Below are 18,041 nucleotides of genomic sequence, written 5' to 3'. Positions count from 1 at the left end.
GCTCAGACCGCCACCGAGAACACGTGCGTGCCCCAGGCCGGCAGGTCGACGTACAGACCGCTCGTCAGCAGCTCGCCGCCCGAGCGCCCGTACCGGTCGGAGTCACCGAGCTCCGTCAACTCCCAGGTGTCGTGGCCGAGTTCCTTCCACGGCAACTGGATGCGGGCCTGCGCGGGACGCTCGGACAGGTTGACCACGGTCACGAAGCGGCCCGCGGGACCGGTCCAGCACGACGCGATCAGCTGCCGCGCCGAGTCGTTGTCCGGCCAGCCCGTGCAGTCCAGGAGCCGCCACCGGCCCGTCCGCATGCCGCTGCCGTGGACGCGCGCCAGCAGCCGCTCGTGGAACGCCAGCAGCGCCAGGTCCTGCGGCTCGTCCGGGCGCCGGTCGAGGAACACCGGCAGATGGACCCGGCGCCCGGTGAACTCGCCCTCGTGCCACAGCGTCGCGCCGGGCAGCGTCGCGATCAGCACGGCGGCCGCCCGCTCCTTGTCCGGGCCGAGGGTGAGGGCGGCGCGCGGCTCGTCGTGGTTCTCCAGGAACCGGACGAGACGGCGCTGGTACTCCTCGTCGGCGAGCAGGTGCCCGCGCACCGACTCCGGGCTCTCGTGGAGGATCCGGTCGTACAGCCGCTTGTCGTAGCAGAAGTCGAACCCCTGCTGCTGCAGGGCCCATTCGAGGTCCCAGTACGCCTCCGCGGCGAACAGCATCGACGGGTGCTTGCGCCGGACCTCCGGCAGCACCTCCTGCCAGAAGTCCGTCTCCGGCGGGGCGCCCGCCCGCTCGCCCCAGGTGCGGGCGAACACGTCGTTCATCAGGAGCATCGCCATGTCGCAGCGCACCCCGTCGCAGACCCGTCCGATCTCCCCGAGGACGTCCGCCGTCGCCGCCCTCAACTGCGGTGCGAAGGCGTTGAGCTGGACGACGTCGGGCCACGGCGGGAAGAACGGGTCGCGGCCCCGCGCGAGGACGGCGCGCCCGGTGTCGAAGAACCCCGCCGGATCGCGCCTGACGTCCTCCGCGTCGCCCCGCACGAAGTACGAGGGGTGCTCGGTCACCCAGGGACTGTCCGGCGCCACGTGGTTCGGCACGTAGTCGAGCAGCAACCCGACGCCCCTGCGGTCGAGTTCGGCCCGCGCCGCGAGCAGCCCCTCCCGCCCGCCGAGCGCCGCGTCGACCTCGTAGCGGCGGATGCAGTACGGCGACCCGGCGATGTCCGACGCGTCGATGTCCGCGACCGCCGACGTGAAGGCCGAGCGCAGCGCCGCGTTCTCCAGCGCGATGTCCCGGCCCCGCGGACTGCGTTCCCACACGCCCATCAGCCACACGGCGTCGACCCCGGACGGAGTGATCTCGTCCCACACGTCCTTCGGCACGTCCCCGAGCCCCGTTGCGCGGCCGGTGCGCCCACCCGTCTCGCGCAGCCAGACGCGGGTGTTGACCTCGTGGACGACGGGCTGGGCCGGCAGCGCGCTCATCGGCCGGTCCTCCTCGTGGACGCGGGGCGGAAGTCGTCGGGCCCCAGGGTGCCGAAGATCTTCATCAGGGCGGCGATCAGACCGGTCCAGCCGGTCTGGTGGGAGGCGCCGATGCCGGCGCCGTTCTCGCCGTGGAAGTACTCGTAGAAGGAGATCAGGTCCCGCCAGTGCGGATCGTCGTGGAACTTGGGCTGGCCGCCGTACACCGGCCGCCGTCCCTCCTCGTCCCGCAGGAAGATCCGGGTGAGCCGGGCGGTGATGTCCTCGGCGACCTCGAACAGGTTCTTGCGCACGCCGGAGCCGGTCGGGCACTCGACGGTCAGGTCGTCGCCGTAGAACCCGTACAGGTTGATCAGCGCACGGATCACCAGGGCGTTCATCGGCAGCCACACCGGCCCCCGCCAGTTGGAGTTGCCGCCGAACATGCCGGTGTCCGACTCGGCCGGCAGGTAGGAGACCTTGTACTCCTCGCCGTGCACCCAGAACGTGTACGGGTGCTCGCCGTGATGGCGGGACAGCGCGCGGACGCCGTACGGGCTGAGGAACTCGTCCTCCGACAGGAGGTGGGCGAGCACCCGCGTCAGCTTCTTCTCGTCGACGACGGACAGCAGCCGCGGTCCGCCCGCCGTGCCGGCCTGCGCCGCCGTCAGCGTCACCGACAGCGAGGGATGCCGCTCGGCGAACCGCTGCAACCGCTCGCCCAGACCGGACAGCCGCTCCAGCTGCCGGGGCCGGAACACGGTCGACGCGCACAGCGGCAGCAGCCCGACCATCGAGCGGACCTTCAGCCGCACGGCCCGTCCGTCGGGCAGCCGCAGCACGTCGTAGAAGAATCCGTCCTCCTCGTCCCACAGTTCGTCGCCCAGGTCGCCGAGCCGGTCCATCGACGCGGCGATCCACAGATAGTGCTCGACGAACTTCAGGACCAGCTCCTCGTACGCCGGGTTGTGCTCGACCAGTTCCACCGCGATCTGCAGCATCGACTGGCAGTACAGCGCCATCCACGCGGTGCCGTCGGCCTGCTCCAGCGTGCCGCCGGTGGGCAGCGGGGCGCTGCGGTCGAACACGCCGATGTTGTCGAGGCCGAGGAAACCGCCCTGGAAGACGTTCCGGCCGCTCGGGTCCTTGCGGTTCACCCACCACGTGAAGTTCGTCAGGAGCTTCTGGAAGGTGCGCTCCAGGAACGCGTGGTCGGCGTGCCCCGTCGTCCGCTCCTCCACCTGGTACACGAAGTACGCGGCCCAGGCGTGCACCGGCGGGTTCACGTCGCTGAAGTTCCACTCGTAGGCCGGGATCTGGCCGTTGGGGTGCAAGTAGGCGTCCCGCAGCAGCAGTTCGAGCTGCTCCTTGGCGAAGCGGACGTCCACGGCCGACAGCGCCACCGTGTGGAACGCCAGGTCCCAGGCGGCGAACCAGGGGTACTCCCACTTGTCCGGCATCGACACGATGTCGTCGCTGACCATGTGGAACCACTCGCGGTTGCGCACCCCGGGGCGCGGCAGGCTCCACGGCGTCATCTCGTGCTCGGCGAGCCACGTCTCCAGGTCGAACGCGTAGTACTGCTTCGACCACAGCATCCCCGCCAGGGCCTGCCGCATCACCCGCGCCTCGTCCTCGCTCGCGCCCTTCGGTGTCAGCTCCGCGTAGAAGGCGTCCGCCTCGGCCCTGCGATCCTTGAACACCGAGTCGAAACCGCGGGCCAGGGTCAGCTGGGCACCGGCGGGGCCGAGCCGCAGCCGCAGCGTCTCGGACCCGCCGGCGGGCACCGTGAGCGTGTGGTGCACGGCCGCCTTCGTGCCCTCGCGCGCCGGGTTCACGGCCTCGCTCTCGCCGTTCACGACGTACCGGCCGATGCCGTCCTTGACGTAGGGCGAGGCGTTGGGCGAGCCGAAGAGCCGCTCGTGGTTCGTCTCGTTCTCGGTGAACAGCGGCTCGGGCGACCCGCCGCAGCGCAGGTCGTAGGTGCCCAGCTCCGGATGGTCGGCGCGGACCGTGACGGTCGAGCGCGGCCCGTCCACCTCCCGCAGGCTCGGCCGGGCCCGGTCGCCGGCGTCCTCGCCCCACGACCAGGTGTTGCGGAACCACAGCGTCGGCAGGACGTGCAGGGTCGCCTCGTCGGGCCCCCGGTTGTCGACGGTGATCCGCATCAGCACGTCGTCGTGGTCGGCCTTCGCGTACTCCACCGTGACGTCGAAGTAGCGGTCGTCGTCGAAGACCCCGGTGTCCAGCAGCTCGTACTCGAACTCCTGGCGGCTGCGCGCCCGGTTGACCTCCACGAGGTCGTTGTACGGGTACGCGGCCTGCGGGTACTTGTACAGGTACCGCAGGTAGGAGTGGCTGGGCGTGCTGTCGAGGTAGAAGTAGTACTCCTTCACGTCCTCGCCGTGATTGCCCTCGCCGTTGGTGAGGCCGAACGCGCGCTCCTTGAGGATCGGGTCGTGGCCGTTCCACAGGGCGAGTGCCAGGCACAGCCGCTGCTTGTCGTCGCAGATGCCGCCCAGACCGTCCTCGCCCCACCGGTAGGCACGGGACCGCGCGTGGTCGTGCGGGAAGTACGACCAGGCGTCGCCGCCGGGGCTGTAGTCCTCGCGGACCGTGCCCCACTGGCGTTCGCTCAGGTACGGGCCCCACAGGCGCGACCGGGCGCTCCCGTCGCCGACGGGACCGACCCGGCCGGTGTGCGACTGCGTCTTCATGCGCTGCCTCCCTGCCCCGTCCGCTCCGCCCCTGCCCTGGGGTCAGCCGGGGGCGCCAGTCTTTTCTGGGGTCTTCGGGGCCGCCTCACCTGTGGGGGGTGACCCGTCCGACCGGGCCAGGAGCGTGACCGCGATCTCGTACGCGGCCAGCAGCAGCGCGACCACCAGCAGTCCGGTCCACGACGACAGCAGCAGCGCCACCAGGGCCGCGACGACGATGCCGGACACCCGCAGCACGTCCGCGTGCCGCACCAGCCACGGACGCAGCGACGACTCCTTGTGCGCGGCGCGCTCGCCGGCCTTCGTCAGGAACTGACCGGAGGCCCGGGCGCCCTGCGCGGTGCGCCGCCGCAACCACACCGGCAGCCGTCCGGGACCCGCCAGATACGCCACGACGGCGATCCCGACGCCGAGCCAGAGCAACTGGTCGCCCCGGTCCCGCAGCGTCGTGAAGACGGTCCACAGCGCGGCCCGCAGACCGTCGCGGTAGACACCGTCGGGCACCTGGCCGAGGAGCTGGTCGCGCACCGCCCGCAGCACGCTCGACAGCACCGTGACCGTCACCACCAGCCACAGCCCGAGCTGGAGCACCGAGCGGCGCCGGTTCGGCGACACCCACAGGGCGAGGGCGAGCAGCACCGGCACGGCGATCAGCAGACCGACCAGGGCCCGCTTGAACAGCACCACCGCCTCCTGCAACTGGCCGAGCTCACGCCGGTCGTAGAGCCGGATCTGCGCGAAGTCCTCGGGCAGCGACACCCCGAGCGCCTTCTCGATCCGCTCGTGCAGCCCCGGCGGGACCTCGCCCGAGGAGAGCGTCGGCAGATCGAGCTTCTTGCCGAAGAGGCTGGGGAGCTGGTCCTCCAGCGAGTTCAGCGCGTTGTTGACCATCGGCAGCAGATTGAGCGTGACCGTGTCGCCACGCACCCGCACGTTCTCGTTGCGCTTCTCCAGGACGGCGACGATCCGCTCGTGCGCGAACCGGTTCGTCGCCCGCCACAGCTCCTGGAACCGGTCGTCGGCGAGCAGCCTGGAGATCGACTTCTGCATGAAGTCGTGCACGGCCCCGGTGACCGGCGCCGCGAGGAACGTCGCACGGGGCGGCAGCGCATCGGCCAGCCGCTGCCGGACGTCCACCTGGTCGAAGATCTCGTTCGTCAGGTACGTGGAGACCGCCGCGTTCACATCGGGGTCCTCCGGCAGCTGCCCCACGGTCGCGACCCACCGGTCCGTGTTCAGCGTCGTCCGCGAGCCCCACACGCCCACGACCGACGTCACCGCGAGGATCGCGACCAGGGCGACCAGCACCGCCGCGACGGCCCTGCGCAACGTCAACAGGCGCACCCTGCGCCGCTGTTCGGCCCCGGACCGGTCCCGCAGCCGCTCGACCTCCGCCCGCAGCCGCACCAGCTCGGACGCCTCCGCACCGCCCGGGGCGGGGGCCTGCGCGGCCCGGCCCGGCGTCTGTTCGTCGCTCATGGGCCCACGGTGCTGGGCCCCGCCGCCGCTTCCCTCACCTGCGGCGGGTGACGCGGCACGACCGGCCCGACGCTGTGATGCCCCTGTGCGGGCGGAGGTTCCGCCGAAGGGAGGCACCATGGCCGGAATCGGACCGGTACAACTCCTCGTGGTCGAATTCGGCCCCGAAGCAAAGCTGGAGGGGCGGATCGTCGAGGAACTCGCGGTCCTGGAGGCGAACGAGCAGATCCGCGTGCTCGACATGCTGTTCCTCAGCAAGGAACCGGGCGGCGACCTGTTCACCCTCGACTTCCAGGCCGAGGGCATGGGCGACACCGTCGCCGCGCTGCTCGGCATCCCGGGTGAGCGGGTGCGCGCCGCCCAGGAGGCGATGCCGAGCCTCTCCGAGGGCAACGCCTTCGGTCTGTCCCTGCCCGAGATCCGGCAGATGGCGGAGTCCCTCGACCCGGGCACCTCGGCGGCCTTCGTGCTCCTCGAGCACGTCTGGGCGAAGTACCTGCGCACCGCGATCCGGGACGCGGGCGGCGTGCCCGTCGCGGAGGGCTTCCTCACCGAAGAGGCGCTGGAGCCCGCCGCCGCCGAGATCGCCCGGGCCGCCCGGCAGGCAGGCGAACCGGTCCCGAACGGAGACCACCCGGACCCGAAACCCCGTCACCACCGCAGGAGGACCTGATGGCCGAACTCGTCGTACTCGGATTCTCGGACAAGGAGAAGGCGGAAGGGGTGCTGCGCCTGTCCAAGGAACTCTCCCGCCAGGAACTCCTCGACCTGGAGGACGCGGCCCTCGCCTGGCGCACCATGGACGGCAAGATCCACGTCCGGCAGACGTACAGCCCGACGGCCACCGGCGCGGCCGGCGGCGCCCTGTGGGGCTCCCTGTTCGGGCTGCTCTTCCTGATGCCCGTGTTCGGTGCCGCGGTGGGCGCCGCGACCGGAGCCGTCGCCGGCAAGCTCACCGACGTCGGCATCAACGACTCCTTCGTCAAGGAGATCGCGCACGCCCTGGAACCCGGCCACGCCGCCGTCTTCGCCCTCGTCCGCCGCTCCACCCCCGACCGGGTCAGGGACGCCGTGCGCCCCTTCCACCCCACCGTGCTCCGCACCTCCCTCACCAAGGACCGTGAGGAGGAGCTGGTCGAGGCCCTGCGGCCCAGCTGACCCGACCGGGACGCGGCCCGCCGCACCCCCGCAGGAGACCCGACCGGGCACGGGCTCGCGCGCCCGCCCCGTCGCGCCGTCGCACGCCGGAACTTCACCCGGGTGAGATGGCCGGCGAGGCGGGCGCCGGGCCGTGCCGGGCGGCGCACACTGGCCCGTGCCGCGTCACTGTGCGCCGAGAGCGAGGTGCCGTCCATGGCCGGAGGACCACTCACCAGCGGGGGCAACGGCGGGGATCGTGGGGCCGCCGGCGGCGTTCCCGAGCTGCCCGGATGGCTGGTCCCCAGGCCCCGCCTCACCGACCGGCTCGCCCGCGGCGCCCGCGGACCGCTGACCGTCGTGGTGGGGCCCGTCGGTGCGGGCAAGACCGCGCTCGCCCTCGAATGGGCACACACCCGCCGACCGCCAGGACCCCTCGCCTGGGTCTCCTGCGACGGCCGGGCTGAGCGGCCCCCGGTGTTCTGGCCGCGGGTGACCCACGCGCTGCGGGCCGCCGGGGTCGACCTGCCGGACTCCGTCGCGGCGGGGGAGGGCCCGCTGTTCGTGGCCGCGCTGGCCGCCGCCCTCAACGCCCGGGACGAACCGGTGGTGCTGGTCCTCGACGACTTCCAGCCCGCCCCCAACTCGGCCCTCGCCGAAGGCGTCACCAGCCTGCTGCGGCACACCTGCGGACTGCTGCGCCTGGTGGTCCTGGCCCGCCGCGACCCGCCCCTGCACCTGCACCGCGGACGGCTGACCAGCGATCTCACCGAACTGCGCACCGCCGACCTCGCGTTCGACGACCGGGAGGCCGCAGCGCTGCTCGCCCAGCACGGCATCGACGTGCCCCGGCAGACCGTGAGCACCCTGCGCCGCCGCACCGACGGCTGGGCCGCCGGGCTGCGGCTCGCCGCGATGTCCATGGAGAAGCACGGCGACCCCGACCGGTTCGTGACCCGGTTCGCCGGCGACGACGAAGCCGTCGCCAGCTACCTCGTCGAGGAGGTGCTCGACGTGCAGCCGCCCGGCATGCGCCGGCTGCTGCTCACCACGAGCGTCCTCGACCGGGTCAACGCCGAACTCGCCGCCGAGCTCTGCGACGAGGACGCCGGCCGGCACTTCGCCTCGCTCGTCCGCGAGAACTCGTTCCTGCAGCCCGTCGGCCACGGCTGGTACCGCTGCCACCAGATGTTCGCCGACGTCCTGCGGATGTGCCTGCGCCACGAAGCCCCCGGACTCGTCGCCCCGCTGCACCGCAGGGCCGCCGACTGGCTCGACGAGCACGGCCAACTTGCCGATGCCGTACGGCACTTGCTGGCGGCGGACAACTGGGACCAGGCGGCCAGGCTGATCGTGCACCGGCTCGCCGTCGGCCGGGTCATCGGCGTGACCCGGGCCCGGCTGCCCGCCGAGCTCACCCGCGCCAGGACCGAGACCCTGCCCGACGAGCCCGAGCCGGTGCTGCTCGCCGCCGCCGCGGCCCACGCGCGCCACGACGACCAGGTGTGTGCCCATCACCTGGAGCGGGCGGCCCTCCTCGTCGATCGACTGCCGCCCGACGAGGAGGACCGTGCCGCCCGCTGCCGCCTCGCGCACGCCGAGATCCGGATGGAGCGCCTGCGCACCCGCGACGCCAAGGCGGCCCGCGCCGCCGCCGCCGACGCGGAGGCGGCCGGACCGCGATTACCGCACGGCGCCCTGGCGCAGTGCCCCGAGATCCCCGCGCTCACCCTGACCGTCCGAGGCGGCGACGAACTGCGCGCCGGCTGCCTCAAGGCCGCCGAGAGCTCCCTCACCGGTGGCCTCAAGGCGGCGGGGGCCGCGGGCAACGGTGCGCTGCGCCGGGACTGCCTGGTCGAACTCGCCCTGCTGGAGGCGCTGCGCGGCCGGTTCCGGGCGGCCGACGAACTCACCGGCCTCGCCACCCAGCCGCCGCTGCCCGCCTGGACCGCCACCGAGCCGGCCCGCGCCACCCTGCACCTGGTGCGCGCCTGGGTGGAGCTGGCCCGCGGCGACGTCCGGCGGGCCCGGCACGAACTCGCCCGCAGCGAGGCCGTGTTGCGGGTCCTGCCCGATCCGTTCGTCGGCGCGGTCGGCGCCCTGGTGGCGGGTGTGGCCTGCGCGGCGGAGCGCGGCGAAGGGCCGGCCGCACCGATCGCCGCCGTGTCCGCCCGGCTGCCCCGCTCCGTGCTGCGGTCGGTGGAACCGGCGTGCGCCGCGCTGCTGCGCCCGGGCCGCGCGGGTCGCCTCCCGGCGGGCGCGGCGGCCGAGCAGCTCCAGCGGACGGCGGCCCCGGCCGAGCGGCTCAGCGTCCGCGAACGCGACGTGCTCGACCGGCTGGCGCAGATGATGACCACCGAGGAGATCGCCGAGGAGCTCTACCTCTCGGTCAACACCGTGAAGACCCACCTCAAGAGCGTCTACCGGAAACTCGCCGTCTCCCGGCGCTCGGCCGCCGTGCGGCGGGCCCGCGAACTCCAGCTCCTGTGACGGCGGCCGCGGCCGCCGGCAGGCCGCGCCTGAACTCACACGAGACCCAACTCCCGTGCCCGGTCCACGGCTTCGGCCCGTGACCGCGCGCCCAGCTTGCGATACACGGCGCGGGCATGGCTCTTGACCGTGTTGTACGAGACGTACATGCCGTCGGCGATCTGGCGCAGCGGCACCTCCTCCTGCAACTGCCGCAGCACCGCCAACTGGCGGCCGGTCAACGGCTCGTGGGGCGGCGGCGCGCCGCGTGCGGTCCCGTCGTGCGGCGGCGCGGGCACCGAGGCGAGGACGGCGGACGCCTCGTGCACCAGCGCGCCCGCGCTCCGCAGATCGGCCACGTCGCCCGCGATCTCCACGAGGACGCCCGCGACCCACACCAGACACGTGGTGACGGCCGCGTCCGGCGCCGCCGGATCCCGGGCGAGCGCGTGCAGCCGCCCGCGCAGCGCGGACACCCGCACCCCCCTCGCGAGATCGGCGTCCACCTGCGCGCACAGCGCTGTGGTCATGCCCCTCACCTCCCCTTGTGCAGGGCATCACCCCTCCACGGTGGCGGCTGCCCGATGCCTGCGGAAGGGGTCCGTCGGCCGGATTCTTGGGGGAGGCTTTGCCCTGCGGGCCTGCCCGCGCGCCCGTCACGGCAGGCGTCAGGCCGGACTCCCGCCCTCGTGCCCGGCCGGCAGGCGGCGCACCTCCAGGAGTTCGAGTCCGAGCGCCTGGATGCGGTCGAGGATCCCGTACAGGGCCGCCTGGTCGAGCCGGGTGCCGAGCAGCACCGTCTCCGCCGGCCGCAGCACCATCGTCAGCTCGCCGAAGGCGGTGCGGTACGCCTCGCCGATCCTGCCCCGCACCCGGATCTCGAAGTCGGCGCCGCCGGACGGCGTCCCGCCCGGACCGCGCTCCGGGCCCGACTGTGCCCCGCCCATGGCGTCACCTCCTGTGCGACGACCTGGCCTCGCCCCCATTCTCCCGGCGGGACGGCGGAGGGCATCACCTGAGCCGGGTGACGGCGCGCGGCCCACCGCTCATCCGCTGCGGGTGAACCGGTGTGCCGCGCCGGGGCGGGATGCTCCGGTCCGATCGAGGAGGAGGACCGAGAGATGGCCGAACAACAGACCTCGCCGGGCACGGTGCGGCCCGGCACGCCCGAAACACCGCCCCACGTCAGCGCGGTCGCCGTCACCGGCGTCGTCTTCGCCGCGTGCGTGATGGGCATCGTCGGCGCGTTCCACGCGATCGCGGGACTCTCCGCGATCCTCAACGACAACTTCTACCAACAGCAGAACGACTACCCGTTCGACTTCGACGTGAACGGCCGCGGCTGGGTCCAGCTGATCTCCGGCGTGCTGATGGTCGCGGCGGCCTGCGCCCTGTTCACCGGCCGCACCTGGGCCCGGGTCGTCGGTATCGTCTTCGCCGGGCTCAGCGCGATCGAGAACTTCCTGTTCACGCCGTACTACCCGGTGTGGTCGGCCATCATCATCATGCTCGACGTCCTGGTGATCTGGTCGCTGACCGTGTACGGGAAGCCGCAGGCGCACAAGGTCTACGGGGCGTAGCCGCCGTCCCCGGCCGGTCGCCCGCTCAGTGCCGGAAGGGCAGCCCGAGCAGCAGGACCTGGCGCCAGTCGAGCCGCGGGCGTTCGCGGTACGTGCCCGGGCGCCGCCGGGGCACCAGCACCCGCAGCGCCCCCGGCCGCACCTCGCAGCGCACCGGCACGGGCAGCCGCATCGCCTCCCCGTCCACGCCGACCGGGATCTGCTCCTGGCCGGCGTCGACGACCACCGAGACCGCGGTCGCCCGGGTCAGTCCGGTGGACCGGCTGCCCCGCAGCAGGCCGGCCGCCTGGGCGGCGCTCGTCACCCGCACCCCGATGCAGCCGAGCACCCCGCCGTCGATCCGGCTGCGGCGGCCGAGGCCGGCGATGTCGTCGGCGGCGTACGGGTTGTTGCTCACCAGCAGCGCCTGCGGATCCGTGAACTCCTGGTCACCGGCGCGTGCGGTGAGCCCGGCGTCGCGGTGCCGCTCCAGCAGGTCGGGCAGCAGGCGCAGGGTCGTGCGGGTCTTGTCGTCGCGGTAGGCGGGGCTCTGCACCACCTCGGCGTAGGCGCCGAACGACACGTTGTTCACGAACGGCCGCCCGCCGGCCCGGCCGAGGTCCACCCGCAGTTCCACGCCGTCGCGCAGGGCGTCCAGCGCTGTGGAGGGGTCGTCCCGGTCGAGGCCGAGGTCCAGGGCGAAGTGGTTCCGGGTGCCCGCGGGGATCACCAGGAACGGCAGGTCGTGGTCGGCGGCCACCTCGGCCACCAGGGCCTGGGTGCCGTCGCCGCCCGCGACGCCGAGCAGATCGGCGCCCTCCGCCGCGCAGGCGTGGGCCAGCTTCGTCACGTCGGTCTCGCCCGGTCCCTCCAGGAGCACGACGTCGGCGCCCAACTCCCGGGCGCGGTCGGCCAGATGGAACTGCCCCACCTTGCCCCCGCCCGACCGCGGATTCATGATCAGCACCGGGCGGCGGAACACGGGCGGCGCCGTCTCCGGCATCGTCGGGGCGACGGCACCGCGGGCGAGTGCCGCCCGGCCCGCGCCGGCCGACAGGACCAGCAGCGCGCCGGACACCAGGGCCACCCACAGCAGCCGGGCCCGGCCGAACTCCACCAGCACCCAGACCGGTGCGGCGAGTGCGAGCAGGGCCGCGAGGAACCGCGGCAGCCCCCTCCTGCTCAGCACCCACCACACCGCGACGACCGTGACCACGAGGCCCAGCAGTCCCGCGCCGAGCAGCGCGAACGTGCGCAGCCCGGCGAACACGCCCAGGACGAGCACCGCCGCCGCCGCGGCCGCCAGGGAGGCCCGGGCCAGCAGGCGCTGCCCGGGCGCATCCGTCCGCCCGGCCGGGCCGGGCCGACCGGGGGTCAGGGGTTCCATACGGCTCAGTCTGCGGCCTCCCGGCCCGCCCGGCCTCACCCCTGGCAGGCGACCTCACACCGGTGGGGTGACGCCCGGACCGCGCCGCCGCGCTGCCATGCACCCAGCACTCCGCGCCGGAAGGGAGCGGCCATGACCGAGACCACGCACCGCCACCGCACGCCCCAGGAGCGGGCGGCCGGGGGACGCGCCGCCCGCGCCGGCGTCCCGCGCTCCGCCCACGCCGAGTTCACGCCCGCCGCGGACCGGCCCGACCCGGTCGACGTCCTGGAGGACCAGTCGGCGACCCGGCTCACCGAGCTGGTGCCGATCCGCTACGGGCGGATGCTGGAGTCCCCGTTCCGGTTCTACCGGGGCGCGGCCGCGATCATGGCGGGCGATCTGGCCACCACCCCGGACAGCGGACTGCGGGCCCAACTGTGCGGCGACGCCCACATGTTGAACTTCCGGCTGCTCGCCTCGCCGGAGCGGCACCTGATGTTCGACGTGAACGACTTCGACGAGACCCTGCCGGGCCCCTGGGAGTGGGACGTCAAACGGCTCGCGGCCAGCCTGGCGATCGCCGGACGCGGCAACGGGTTCCGCACGTCGGAGCGGGCGGCCGTGGTGAGCGGCACCGTCCGCGCGTACCGCCGGTGGATGGCACGGTTCGCCCGGATGCGCACGCTCGACGTCTGGTACGCGCGGATCGACGCGGACGACCTGTACCGGCTGCTCTCCGCCCGGCTCGACACGAAGGTGCGGCGGCGGGTGACGCGCACCATCGGCAAGGCCCGCACCCGTGACCACCTCCAGGCGCTGGAGAAGCTCGCCCACGTCGTGGACGGCACCCTGCGCATCACCGCCGACCCGCCCCTGATCGCCCCGCTGGACACCCTGATGCCGGGCGTCGAGCGCAAGCAACTGGAGGACCAGCTCAGGAATCTGATCGAGCGTTACGCCCGCACGCTGCCCGCCGACCGGCGGACCCTGCTCGCCCAGTACCGGGTGGTCGACATGGCGCGCAAGGTCGTCGGGGTGGGCAGCGTCGGCACCCGCTGCTGGATCGTCCTGCTGCTCGGCAGGGACGACGCCGACCCGCTGCTGCTGCAGGCGAAGGAGGCCCAGGAGTCGGTGCTCGCGAGGTACGCGGGCCGGGCCGAGCACAGCAACCAGGGGGAGCGGGTGGTCGCCGGACAGCGGCTGATGCAGGCGACCAGCGACATGTTCCTCGGCTGGGAGCGGGTCGAAGGACTCGACGGACGTGAACGCGACTTCTACGTGCGCCAGTTGAGGGACTGGAAGGCGATCCCGCAGGCCGATCTGATGACCCCGGAGGTGATGCGCCTGTTCGGGCGGGTCTGCGGGGCGTCGCTGGCCCGCTCCCACGCGCGCTCCGGCGACCGGATCGCCATCGCCGCCTACCTGGGCCGCTCCGACAGCTTCGACCGGGCCCTCGTCCGCTTCGCCGAGGCGTACGCCGACCAGAACGAGCGGGACCGCGCGGCGCTGGCCGCCGCGGTGAAGTCGGGCCGGGTGAGCGCCGCGCAGGCGGAGCCGCCGTCACGGTGACGCCGGGTCCGGCCCGCCGAGCCGGCGCCGCAGGAACTCCTCCTGAGCGAGCGTGCGGCCGACGGCGATGCCGAACACGACGATGGTGAAGTACACGATGAGCCAGGACAGCACGGTGAACACCGGACCCAGCGCCCCGTACCGCTCCACGCTCATCCGCAGCGTCCGCGGCAGCCAGAGACCGGACACCGCGGAGAACACTACTCCGCCCACACCGGTCAGCACGGCGCCCGGAAGCAGCGGCAGCCACCGAACGCGGCCGACGAGCAGCAGGTGCTGGGTCCACCACCACAGCAGCACCGAGCCGGCTGCCTGCAGCGGGATGCCCAGGACGGCTCCGGCACCGAACGCCTGGTGCAGGGCGCCCTGCACCACCAGCACCACGATCCACACGAGCAGCCACGCGGCCCACCGCCACGCCACCAGCCGTACGGCGGACCGCGGCAGGTCCCAGGCACGCTCGCACAGCCGTTGCAGCGCGCGGGTGAAGGCGGTGGCGGACAGCAGGGCGACCAGCACGCCCACCGCGCCCCAGCTGTGCAGGACGGTGTCCTCGCCGCCGGTCATCTGCTCGGCCTGGGCCACCACCGGCCCGACCGAACCGATCAACGAGCGCAGCGAGCGCAGCAGTTCACGCCGGACCGCGTCGGGGAAGAACGACGCCACGGCGATGAGCATCGGCAGCGCCGCGAGGAACGCCTGGGCGGCGAGCCGTGTCGCCATGTCGAGGATGCTGACGTGGGCCAGCTGGCGGAGGGCCCGCCCCGTCAGCGGCCCCAGGACCCCGGCGATCGCCATGACGCGGACCTCCCCGGCCAGGCACGGCATGAGGCCCCCACCCTCACCCATCCGGCCACGGCCCACGTCCCCCACGACGGGTGACGGAGTGGGTGCGCCCGGCCCTAGCCGGCCGGCGGCAGTTCCCCGGAGCCGCGGCGGATGAGCCGGGTCGGCAGTTCGATGCGCTCCGGCAGCAGCGTCGCCCCGTCCAGCTGCCGGAACAGCCGCTCCGCCGCCGTGCGGCCCAGCTGCGCGGCGTCCTGCGCGACCACGGTCACCCCGGGCCGCAGCAGATCGCCCAGCTCGATGTCGTCGAAGCCCACCAGGGCGATGCTCCGGTCGACCTCGGACAGCACGCGGACCACCGTCACCGTCACCCGGTTGTTGCCCGCGAAGATCGCCGTGACCGGGTCGGGACCCCGCAGCATCTCCTCGGCCGCCCGCCGCACCCGCTCGGGATCGGTGACGCCCAGCGACATCCAGTGGTCCTCGACCGGTATCCCGGCGTCCTCCATCGCCGCGCGGTAGCCGCGCAGTCGCTCGGCCGCCGTGTGGATGCGCGGCTGGTCGCCGATGAAGCCGATCCGGCGGTGGCCGCCCGCGATGAGGTGCGCGACGCCGTCCCGCGCGCCGCCGAAGCTGTCGGACAGCACGACGTCCGCGTCGATCTTCCCGGCGGGCCGGTCCACGAACACGGTCGCGACGCCGGCGGCGATCTCCGGCTCCAGGTACCGGTGGTCGTCACCGGCCGGGATCACCACCAGACCGTCGACCCGGCGCGCGCACAGCGCGAGCACCAACTCCTGCTCGCGGTCCGGGTCCTCGGCGCTGGAGCCGTTGATGAGCAGGGCGCCGTGCGCCCGCGCGACCTCTTCGACAGCGCGGCTGAGCGGCCCGTAGAACGGGTCCGCCAGATCCTCCAGGACCAGACCGATGCTCGCCGTACGGCCCTTGCGCAGCACCCGCGCGCTGTCGTTGCGCCGGAAGCCCAGGGCGGCGATCGCCTCCTGGACGCGCCGCTCGGTGTCCGGCGTGACCCCCGGCTCGCCGTTGACGACGCGGGAGACCGTCTTCAGGCCGACCCCGGCGCGTGCGGCGACGTCCTTCATCGTCGGGCGGTTGCCGTAGCGGTTCTCGGAGCGGCGGGCGGTGCGGTCCACTATGCGATGTCCTGTCCTGTCGTCGTCAGGGTTCATCATGCTGTACCGGCATGTGGCGTCGAGCATAGGGCCTGGACAACGTTGTCAGATGCGGGAGAGACTGTCCATCACTCTCTGCTCTTTTCTAGAGTTGCCCTCTCCGACCTGCCTTTTCCCGACCCGTTTCTCCAGGGGATCTGACACTGATGCACATGGACCTCGTCGCCGCGCTCGACATCGGCGGCACCAAGATCGCCGGCGCCCTGGTGGACGACCGGGGCCGCATCCTGCTGCGGGCGCAGCGCCCGACCCCCGCCCAGGAGGACGGCGACACGGTGATGGGCGCGGTGCAGGAGGTGCTGACCGAGCTCGCCGCCTCGCCCCTGTGGGCCGACGCGCGCGCCGTGGGCATCGGCAGCGCGGGCCCGGTGGACCGTTCGGCGGGCACGGTCAGCCCGGTCAACGTGCCCGGCTGGCGCGACTTCCCGCTGGTCTCGCGGGTCCGCTCGGTGGCGGGCGGTCTGCCGGTCGAGCTCATCGGCGACGGGGTGGCGATGACGGCGGCGGAGCACTGGCAGGGCGCGGCCCGCGGCCATGACAACGCGCTGTGCATGGTGGTGTCGACCGGCGTCGGCGGCGGTCTGATCCTGGGCGGCCAACTGCACCCCGGCCCCACCGGCAACGCGGGACACATCGGCCACATCAGCGTCGACCTCGACGGCGACCTCTGCCCCTGTGGCGCCCGCGGCTGCGTCGAGCGCATCGCGAGCGGCCCGAACATCGCCCGCCGCGCCCTCGCCGACGGCTGGCGGCCGGGCCCGGACGGCGACGAGTCCGCCGCGGCGGTGGCCCGCGCGGCCCGCGCGGGCGACAAGGCGGCCGTCGCCTCCTTCGAGCGTGCCGCCCAGGCGCTGGCGGCCGGCATCGCGGCCACGGCGACCCTCGTCGAGATCGACATCGCGGTGATCGGCGGGGGAGTGGCGAAGGCCGGCGACGTCCTCTTCACGCCGCTGCGCCGCGCGCTGCGCGACTACGCCACCCTCTCGTTCGTCCAGCGCCTCACGGTGGCCCCCGCGTCGACCGGCACGGACGCGGGTCTCGTGGGCGCGGCGGCCGCCGCGCTGCGCGCCGGCTCCGCCCTGGACGCGGCACACCCGCAGGCCGTCTGAGGCGGCGTCGAGCGGCTCTCGGAGCCGTGCGGTTCATCCGCGATTCGCCCGGAAGTCATACGCGATTTCCGGGCATCGCGGGCTTCTCCCACAATGCTTGAAGTGTGGACTGTTGTTCCCCTACTGTCCCAGGAACACAGCGCCCCCACAGCGTTCCCCCACATGCACGCCGTTACGTCGTCCTCTACATGTGAGGGTCACCGAACCATGCGAGCGCTACTCACCAGCAAAGCCGCCCGGCGCGCCCTGCGCCCCGTCGCCGACCTCATCGACCAGCGCATCGAGCGCCGGGTCGGACCCCTGAGCAACCGGCAGCGTCCCCTGGAACTCCTGCTCGACGGCACCGGCCGCGGCCCGTCCCGGCTGCCCGCCCAGGTCCATCTCGACCGTCTCGTCGAGGAGTTGGGGCGCGTCACCGGCGACCCGGCAGGCGCCGAGCGCAACGTCGCCCAGGCGTTCCGGCTCCTCATGGCGCTGGAGGCGCTCGGCGTCGGCCGGATCGCCGGCGGCACGATGAACATCTGCGGCAAGCTCTCCGCGGTCCCGCTCCTCGACCCGCCGAACGACGACGTCCTGGAGATCGGCACCCTGTACGGGATGTTCGGCGCGGCCCTGATCCGGATGCTGGAGCGGGCGGGACGCGACCCGCGCCTGACGATCGTCGACCCGCTCGCCGGACTGCAACTGCAACCGGGCACCACCGAGGGCGCCGACCCGACGGGCGCCCCGGTGCGGGGCGCCGCGGTGCGCACCAACCTGGCCCTCGCGGGAGCGGCGGGCGCCGCGGCCCGGATCCAGCAGGGCTTCTCCGGGGACGCCGAGGTCCGCGCCGCCGTCGCCGACCGCGCCTACGGAGTGATCATCGTCGACGGCGACCACTCCGCACCGGGCGTCGCCGCGGATCTGGCGTGGGCCGAGGAGATCGTGGCACCCGGCGGCATCGTCGTGCTCGACGACTTCGGACACCCCAAGTGGCCCGGCATCAGGGAGGCGTACGAGAAGCACATGACCGGCGTGACCCGGCTGACGTTCCTCGGTCAGGTCGCCAACTCGGGCTATCTGCGTGCGAGTTGACGCACCGCGCGGTGCGGGGAACGCGCCGGGGTGCGGCCCGTTCCCCGCAGGGTTCTCGGCGAGGCAGTGACTCAGTGACTCAGTGACTCAGTGAGTCTGCGAGTCGATGAATCGGTGGATCGG

General features: G+C 73.4%; 15 protein-coding genes. 7 read left to right on the top strand and 8 right to left on the bottom strand.

The genetic code is table 11. The annotated features are described in order from the left end of the window. Positions 1-2: 2 nt before the first annotated feature. The 3 genes from RBJ77_RS47545 to RBJ77_RS47535 are packed head-to-tail and all read right to left on the bottom strand — an operon-like array spanning position 3 to position 5,653. Positions 3-1,478 (bottom strand): alpha-amylase, encoded by a 1,476-nt coding sequence (locus tag RBJ77_RS47545; RefSeq protein WP_372350675.1) that lies wholly within the window; start codon positions 1,476-1,478, stop codon positions 3-5. Next, positions 1,475-4,174, bottom strand: a complete 2,700-nt coding sequence (locus tag RBJ77_RS47540) for a glucosidase (RefSeq protein WP_372350674.1) — start codon at positions 4,172-4,174, stop codon at positions 1,475-1,477. The genes RBJ77_RS47545 and RBJ77_RS47540 overlap by 4 nt, the downstream gene beginning before the upstream one ends. Positions 4,175-4,216: 42 nt before the next feature. After that, the gene (locus tag RBJ77_RS47535) at positions 4,217-5,653 is read right to left on the bottom strand and encodes a hypothetical protein (RefSeq protein ID WP_372350673.1); all 1,437 of its coding nucleotides are present in this window, start codon (positions 5,651-5,653) and stop codon (positions 4,217-4,219) included. A 118-nt stretch (positions 5,654-5,771) separates the two neighbouring features. On the opposite strand from RBJ77_RS47535, the gene RBJ77_RS47530 reads away from it, so the two are divergent. The 3 genes from RBJ77_RS47530 (at position 5,772) to RBJ77_RS47520 (ending at position 9,280) form a co-directional block, all read left to right on the top strand. Beyond that, positions 5,772-6,326 (top strand): DUF1269 domain-containing protein, encoded by a 555-nt coding sequence (locus tag RBJ77_RS47530; protein WP_372350672.1) that lies wholly within the window; start codon positions 5,772-5,774, stop codon positions 6,324-6,326. Beyond that, positions 6,326-6,811 carry a DUF1269 domain-containing protein gene (locus RBJ77_RS47525; RefSeq protein WP_372350671.1) on the top strand — a complete coding sequence of 162 codons (486 nt, stop codon included), beginning with the start codon at positions 6,326-6,328 and terminating at the stop codon, positions 6,809-6,811. The genes RBJ77_RS47530 and RBJ77_RS47525 overlap by 1 nt, the downstream gene beginning before the upstream one ends. Before the next feature lie 195 nt (positions 6,812-7,006). Continuing rightward, complete coding sequence (locus tag RBJ77_RS47520) at positions 7,007-9,280, top strand: LuxR C-terminal-related transcriptional regulator (protein WP_372350670.1); 2,274 nt, start codon at positions 7,007-7,009, stop codon at positions 9,278-9,280. A gap of 35 nt (positions 9,281-9,315) precedes the next feature. On the opposite strand, the gene RBJ77_RS47515 is transcribed toward RBJ77_RS47520, so the two are convergent. Continuing rightward, complete coding sequence (locus RBJ77_RS47515) at positions 9,316-9,789, bottom strand: LuxR C-terminal-related transcriptional regulator (protein ID WP_372350669.1); 474 nt, start codon at positions 9,787-9,789, stop codon at positions 9,316-9,318. Positions 9,790-9,927: 138 nt separating this feature from the next. Further along, positions 9,928-10,206 carry a hypothetical protein gene (locus RBJ77_RS47510; RefSeq protein ID WP_372350668.1) on the bottom strand — a complete coding sequence of 93 codons (279 nt, stop codon included), beginning with the start codon at positions 10,204-10,206 and terminating at the stop codon, positions 9,928-9,930. 174 nt (positions 10,207-10,380) lie between these two features. Here RBJ77_RS47510 and RBJ77_RS47505 point away from each other — a divergent pair, with 174 nt between their 5' ends. Beyond that, positions 10,381-10,839 carry a hypothetical protein gene (locus RBJ77_RS47505; protein WP_372350667.1) on the top strand — a complete coding sequence of 153 codons (459 nt, stop codon included), beginning with the start codon at positions 10,381-10,383 and terminating at the stop codon, positions 10,837-10,839. A gap of 25 nt (positions 10,840-10,864) precedes the next feature. Here RBJ77_RS47505 and RBJ77_RS47500 read toward each other — a convergent pair whose 3' ends face one another. Further along, the gene (locus RBJ77_RS47500; protein WP_372350666.1) at positions 10,865-12,205 is read right to left on the bottom strand and encodes a diacylglycerol kinase family protein; all 1,341 of its coding nucleotides are present in this window, start codon (positions 12,203-12,205) and stop codon (positions 10,865-10,867) included. Between the two features lie 132 nt (positions 12,206-12,337). On the opposite strand from RBJ77_RS47500, the gene RBJ77_RS47495 reads away from it, so the two are divergent. Further along, positions 12,338-13,756, top strand: coding sequence for a DUF2252 domain-containing protein (locus RBJ77_RS47495; RefSeq protein WP_372350665.1), 1,419 nt, complete (start codon positions 12,338-12,340; stop codon positions 13,754-13,756). Here the strand turns inward: RBJ77_RS47495 and RBJ77_RS47490 are convergent. Both RBJ77_RS47490 and RBJ77_RS47485 read right to left on the bottom strand, forming a co-directional pair. Then, a complete protein-coding gene (locus RBJ77_RS47490; protein WP_372350664.1) occupies positions 13,748-14,584 on the bottom strand; it encodes a YhjD/YihY/BrkB family envelope integrity protein in 837 nt (278 codons plus the stop codon). The genes RBJ77_RS47495 and RBJ77_RS47490 overlap by 9 nt on opposite strands. Before the next feature lie 74 nt (positions 14,585-14,658). Then, on the bottom strand, positions 14,659-15,732 hold the full coding sequence (locus RBJ77_RS47485; protein ID WP_372350690.1) for a LacI family DNA-binding transcriptional regulator: 1,074 nt from the start codon (positions 15,730-15,732) through the stop codon (positions 14,659-14,661). A 149-nt stretch (positions 15,733-15,881) separates the two neighbouring features. On the opposite strand from RBJ77_RS47485, the gene RBJ77_RS47480 reads away from it, so the two are divergent. Further along, positions 15,882-16,844, top strand: coding sequence for an ROK family protein (locus tag RBJ77_RS47480; RefSeq protein ID WP_372350663.1), 963 nt, complete (start codon positions 15,882-15,884; stop codon positions 16,842-16,844). A gap of 207 nt (positions 16,845-17,051) precedes the next feature. After that, a complete protein-coding gene (locus RBJ77_RS47475; RefSeq protein ID WP_372350662.1) occupies positions 17,052-17,918 on the top strand; it encodes a class I SAM-dependent methyltransferase in 867 nt (288 codons plus the stop codon). Positions 17,919-18,041: the final 123 nt, after the last annotated feature.

It is taken from the genome of Streptomyces sp. KL116D, from assembly GCF_030766975.1.
GTDB classification, from domain to species: domain Bacteria; phylum Actinomycetota; class Actinomycetes; order Streptomycetales; family Streptomycetaceae; genus Streptomyces; species Streptomyces longispororuber_A.
The sequence above is the reverse complement of the archived record's forward strand: the minus strand, read 5'-3'. Positions and strand labels throughout refer to the sequence as shown.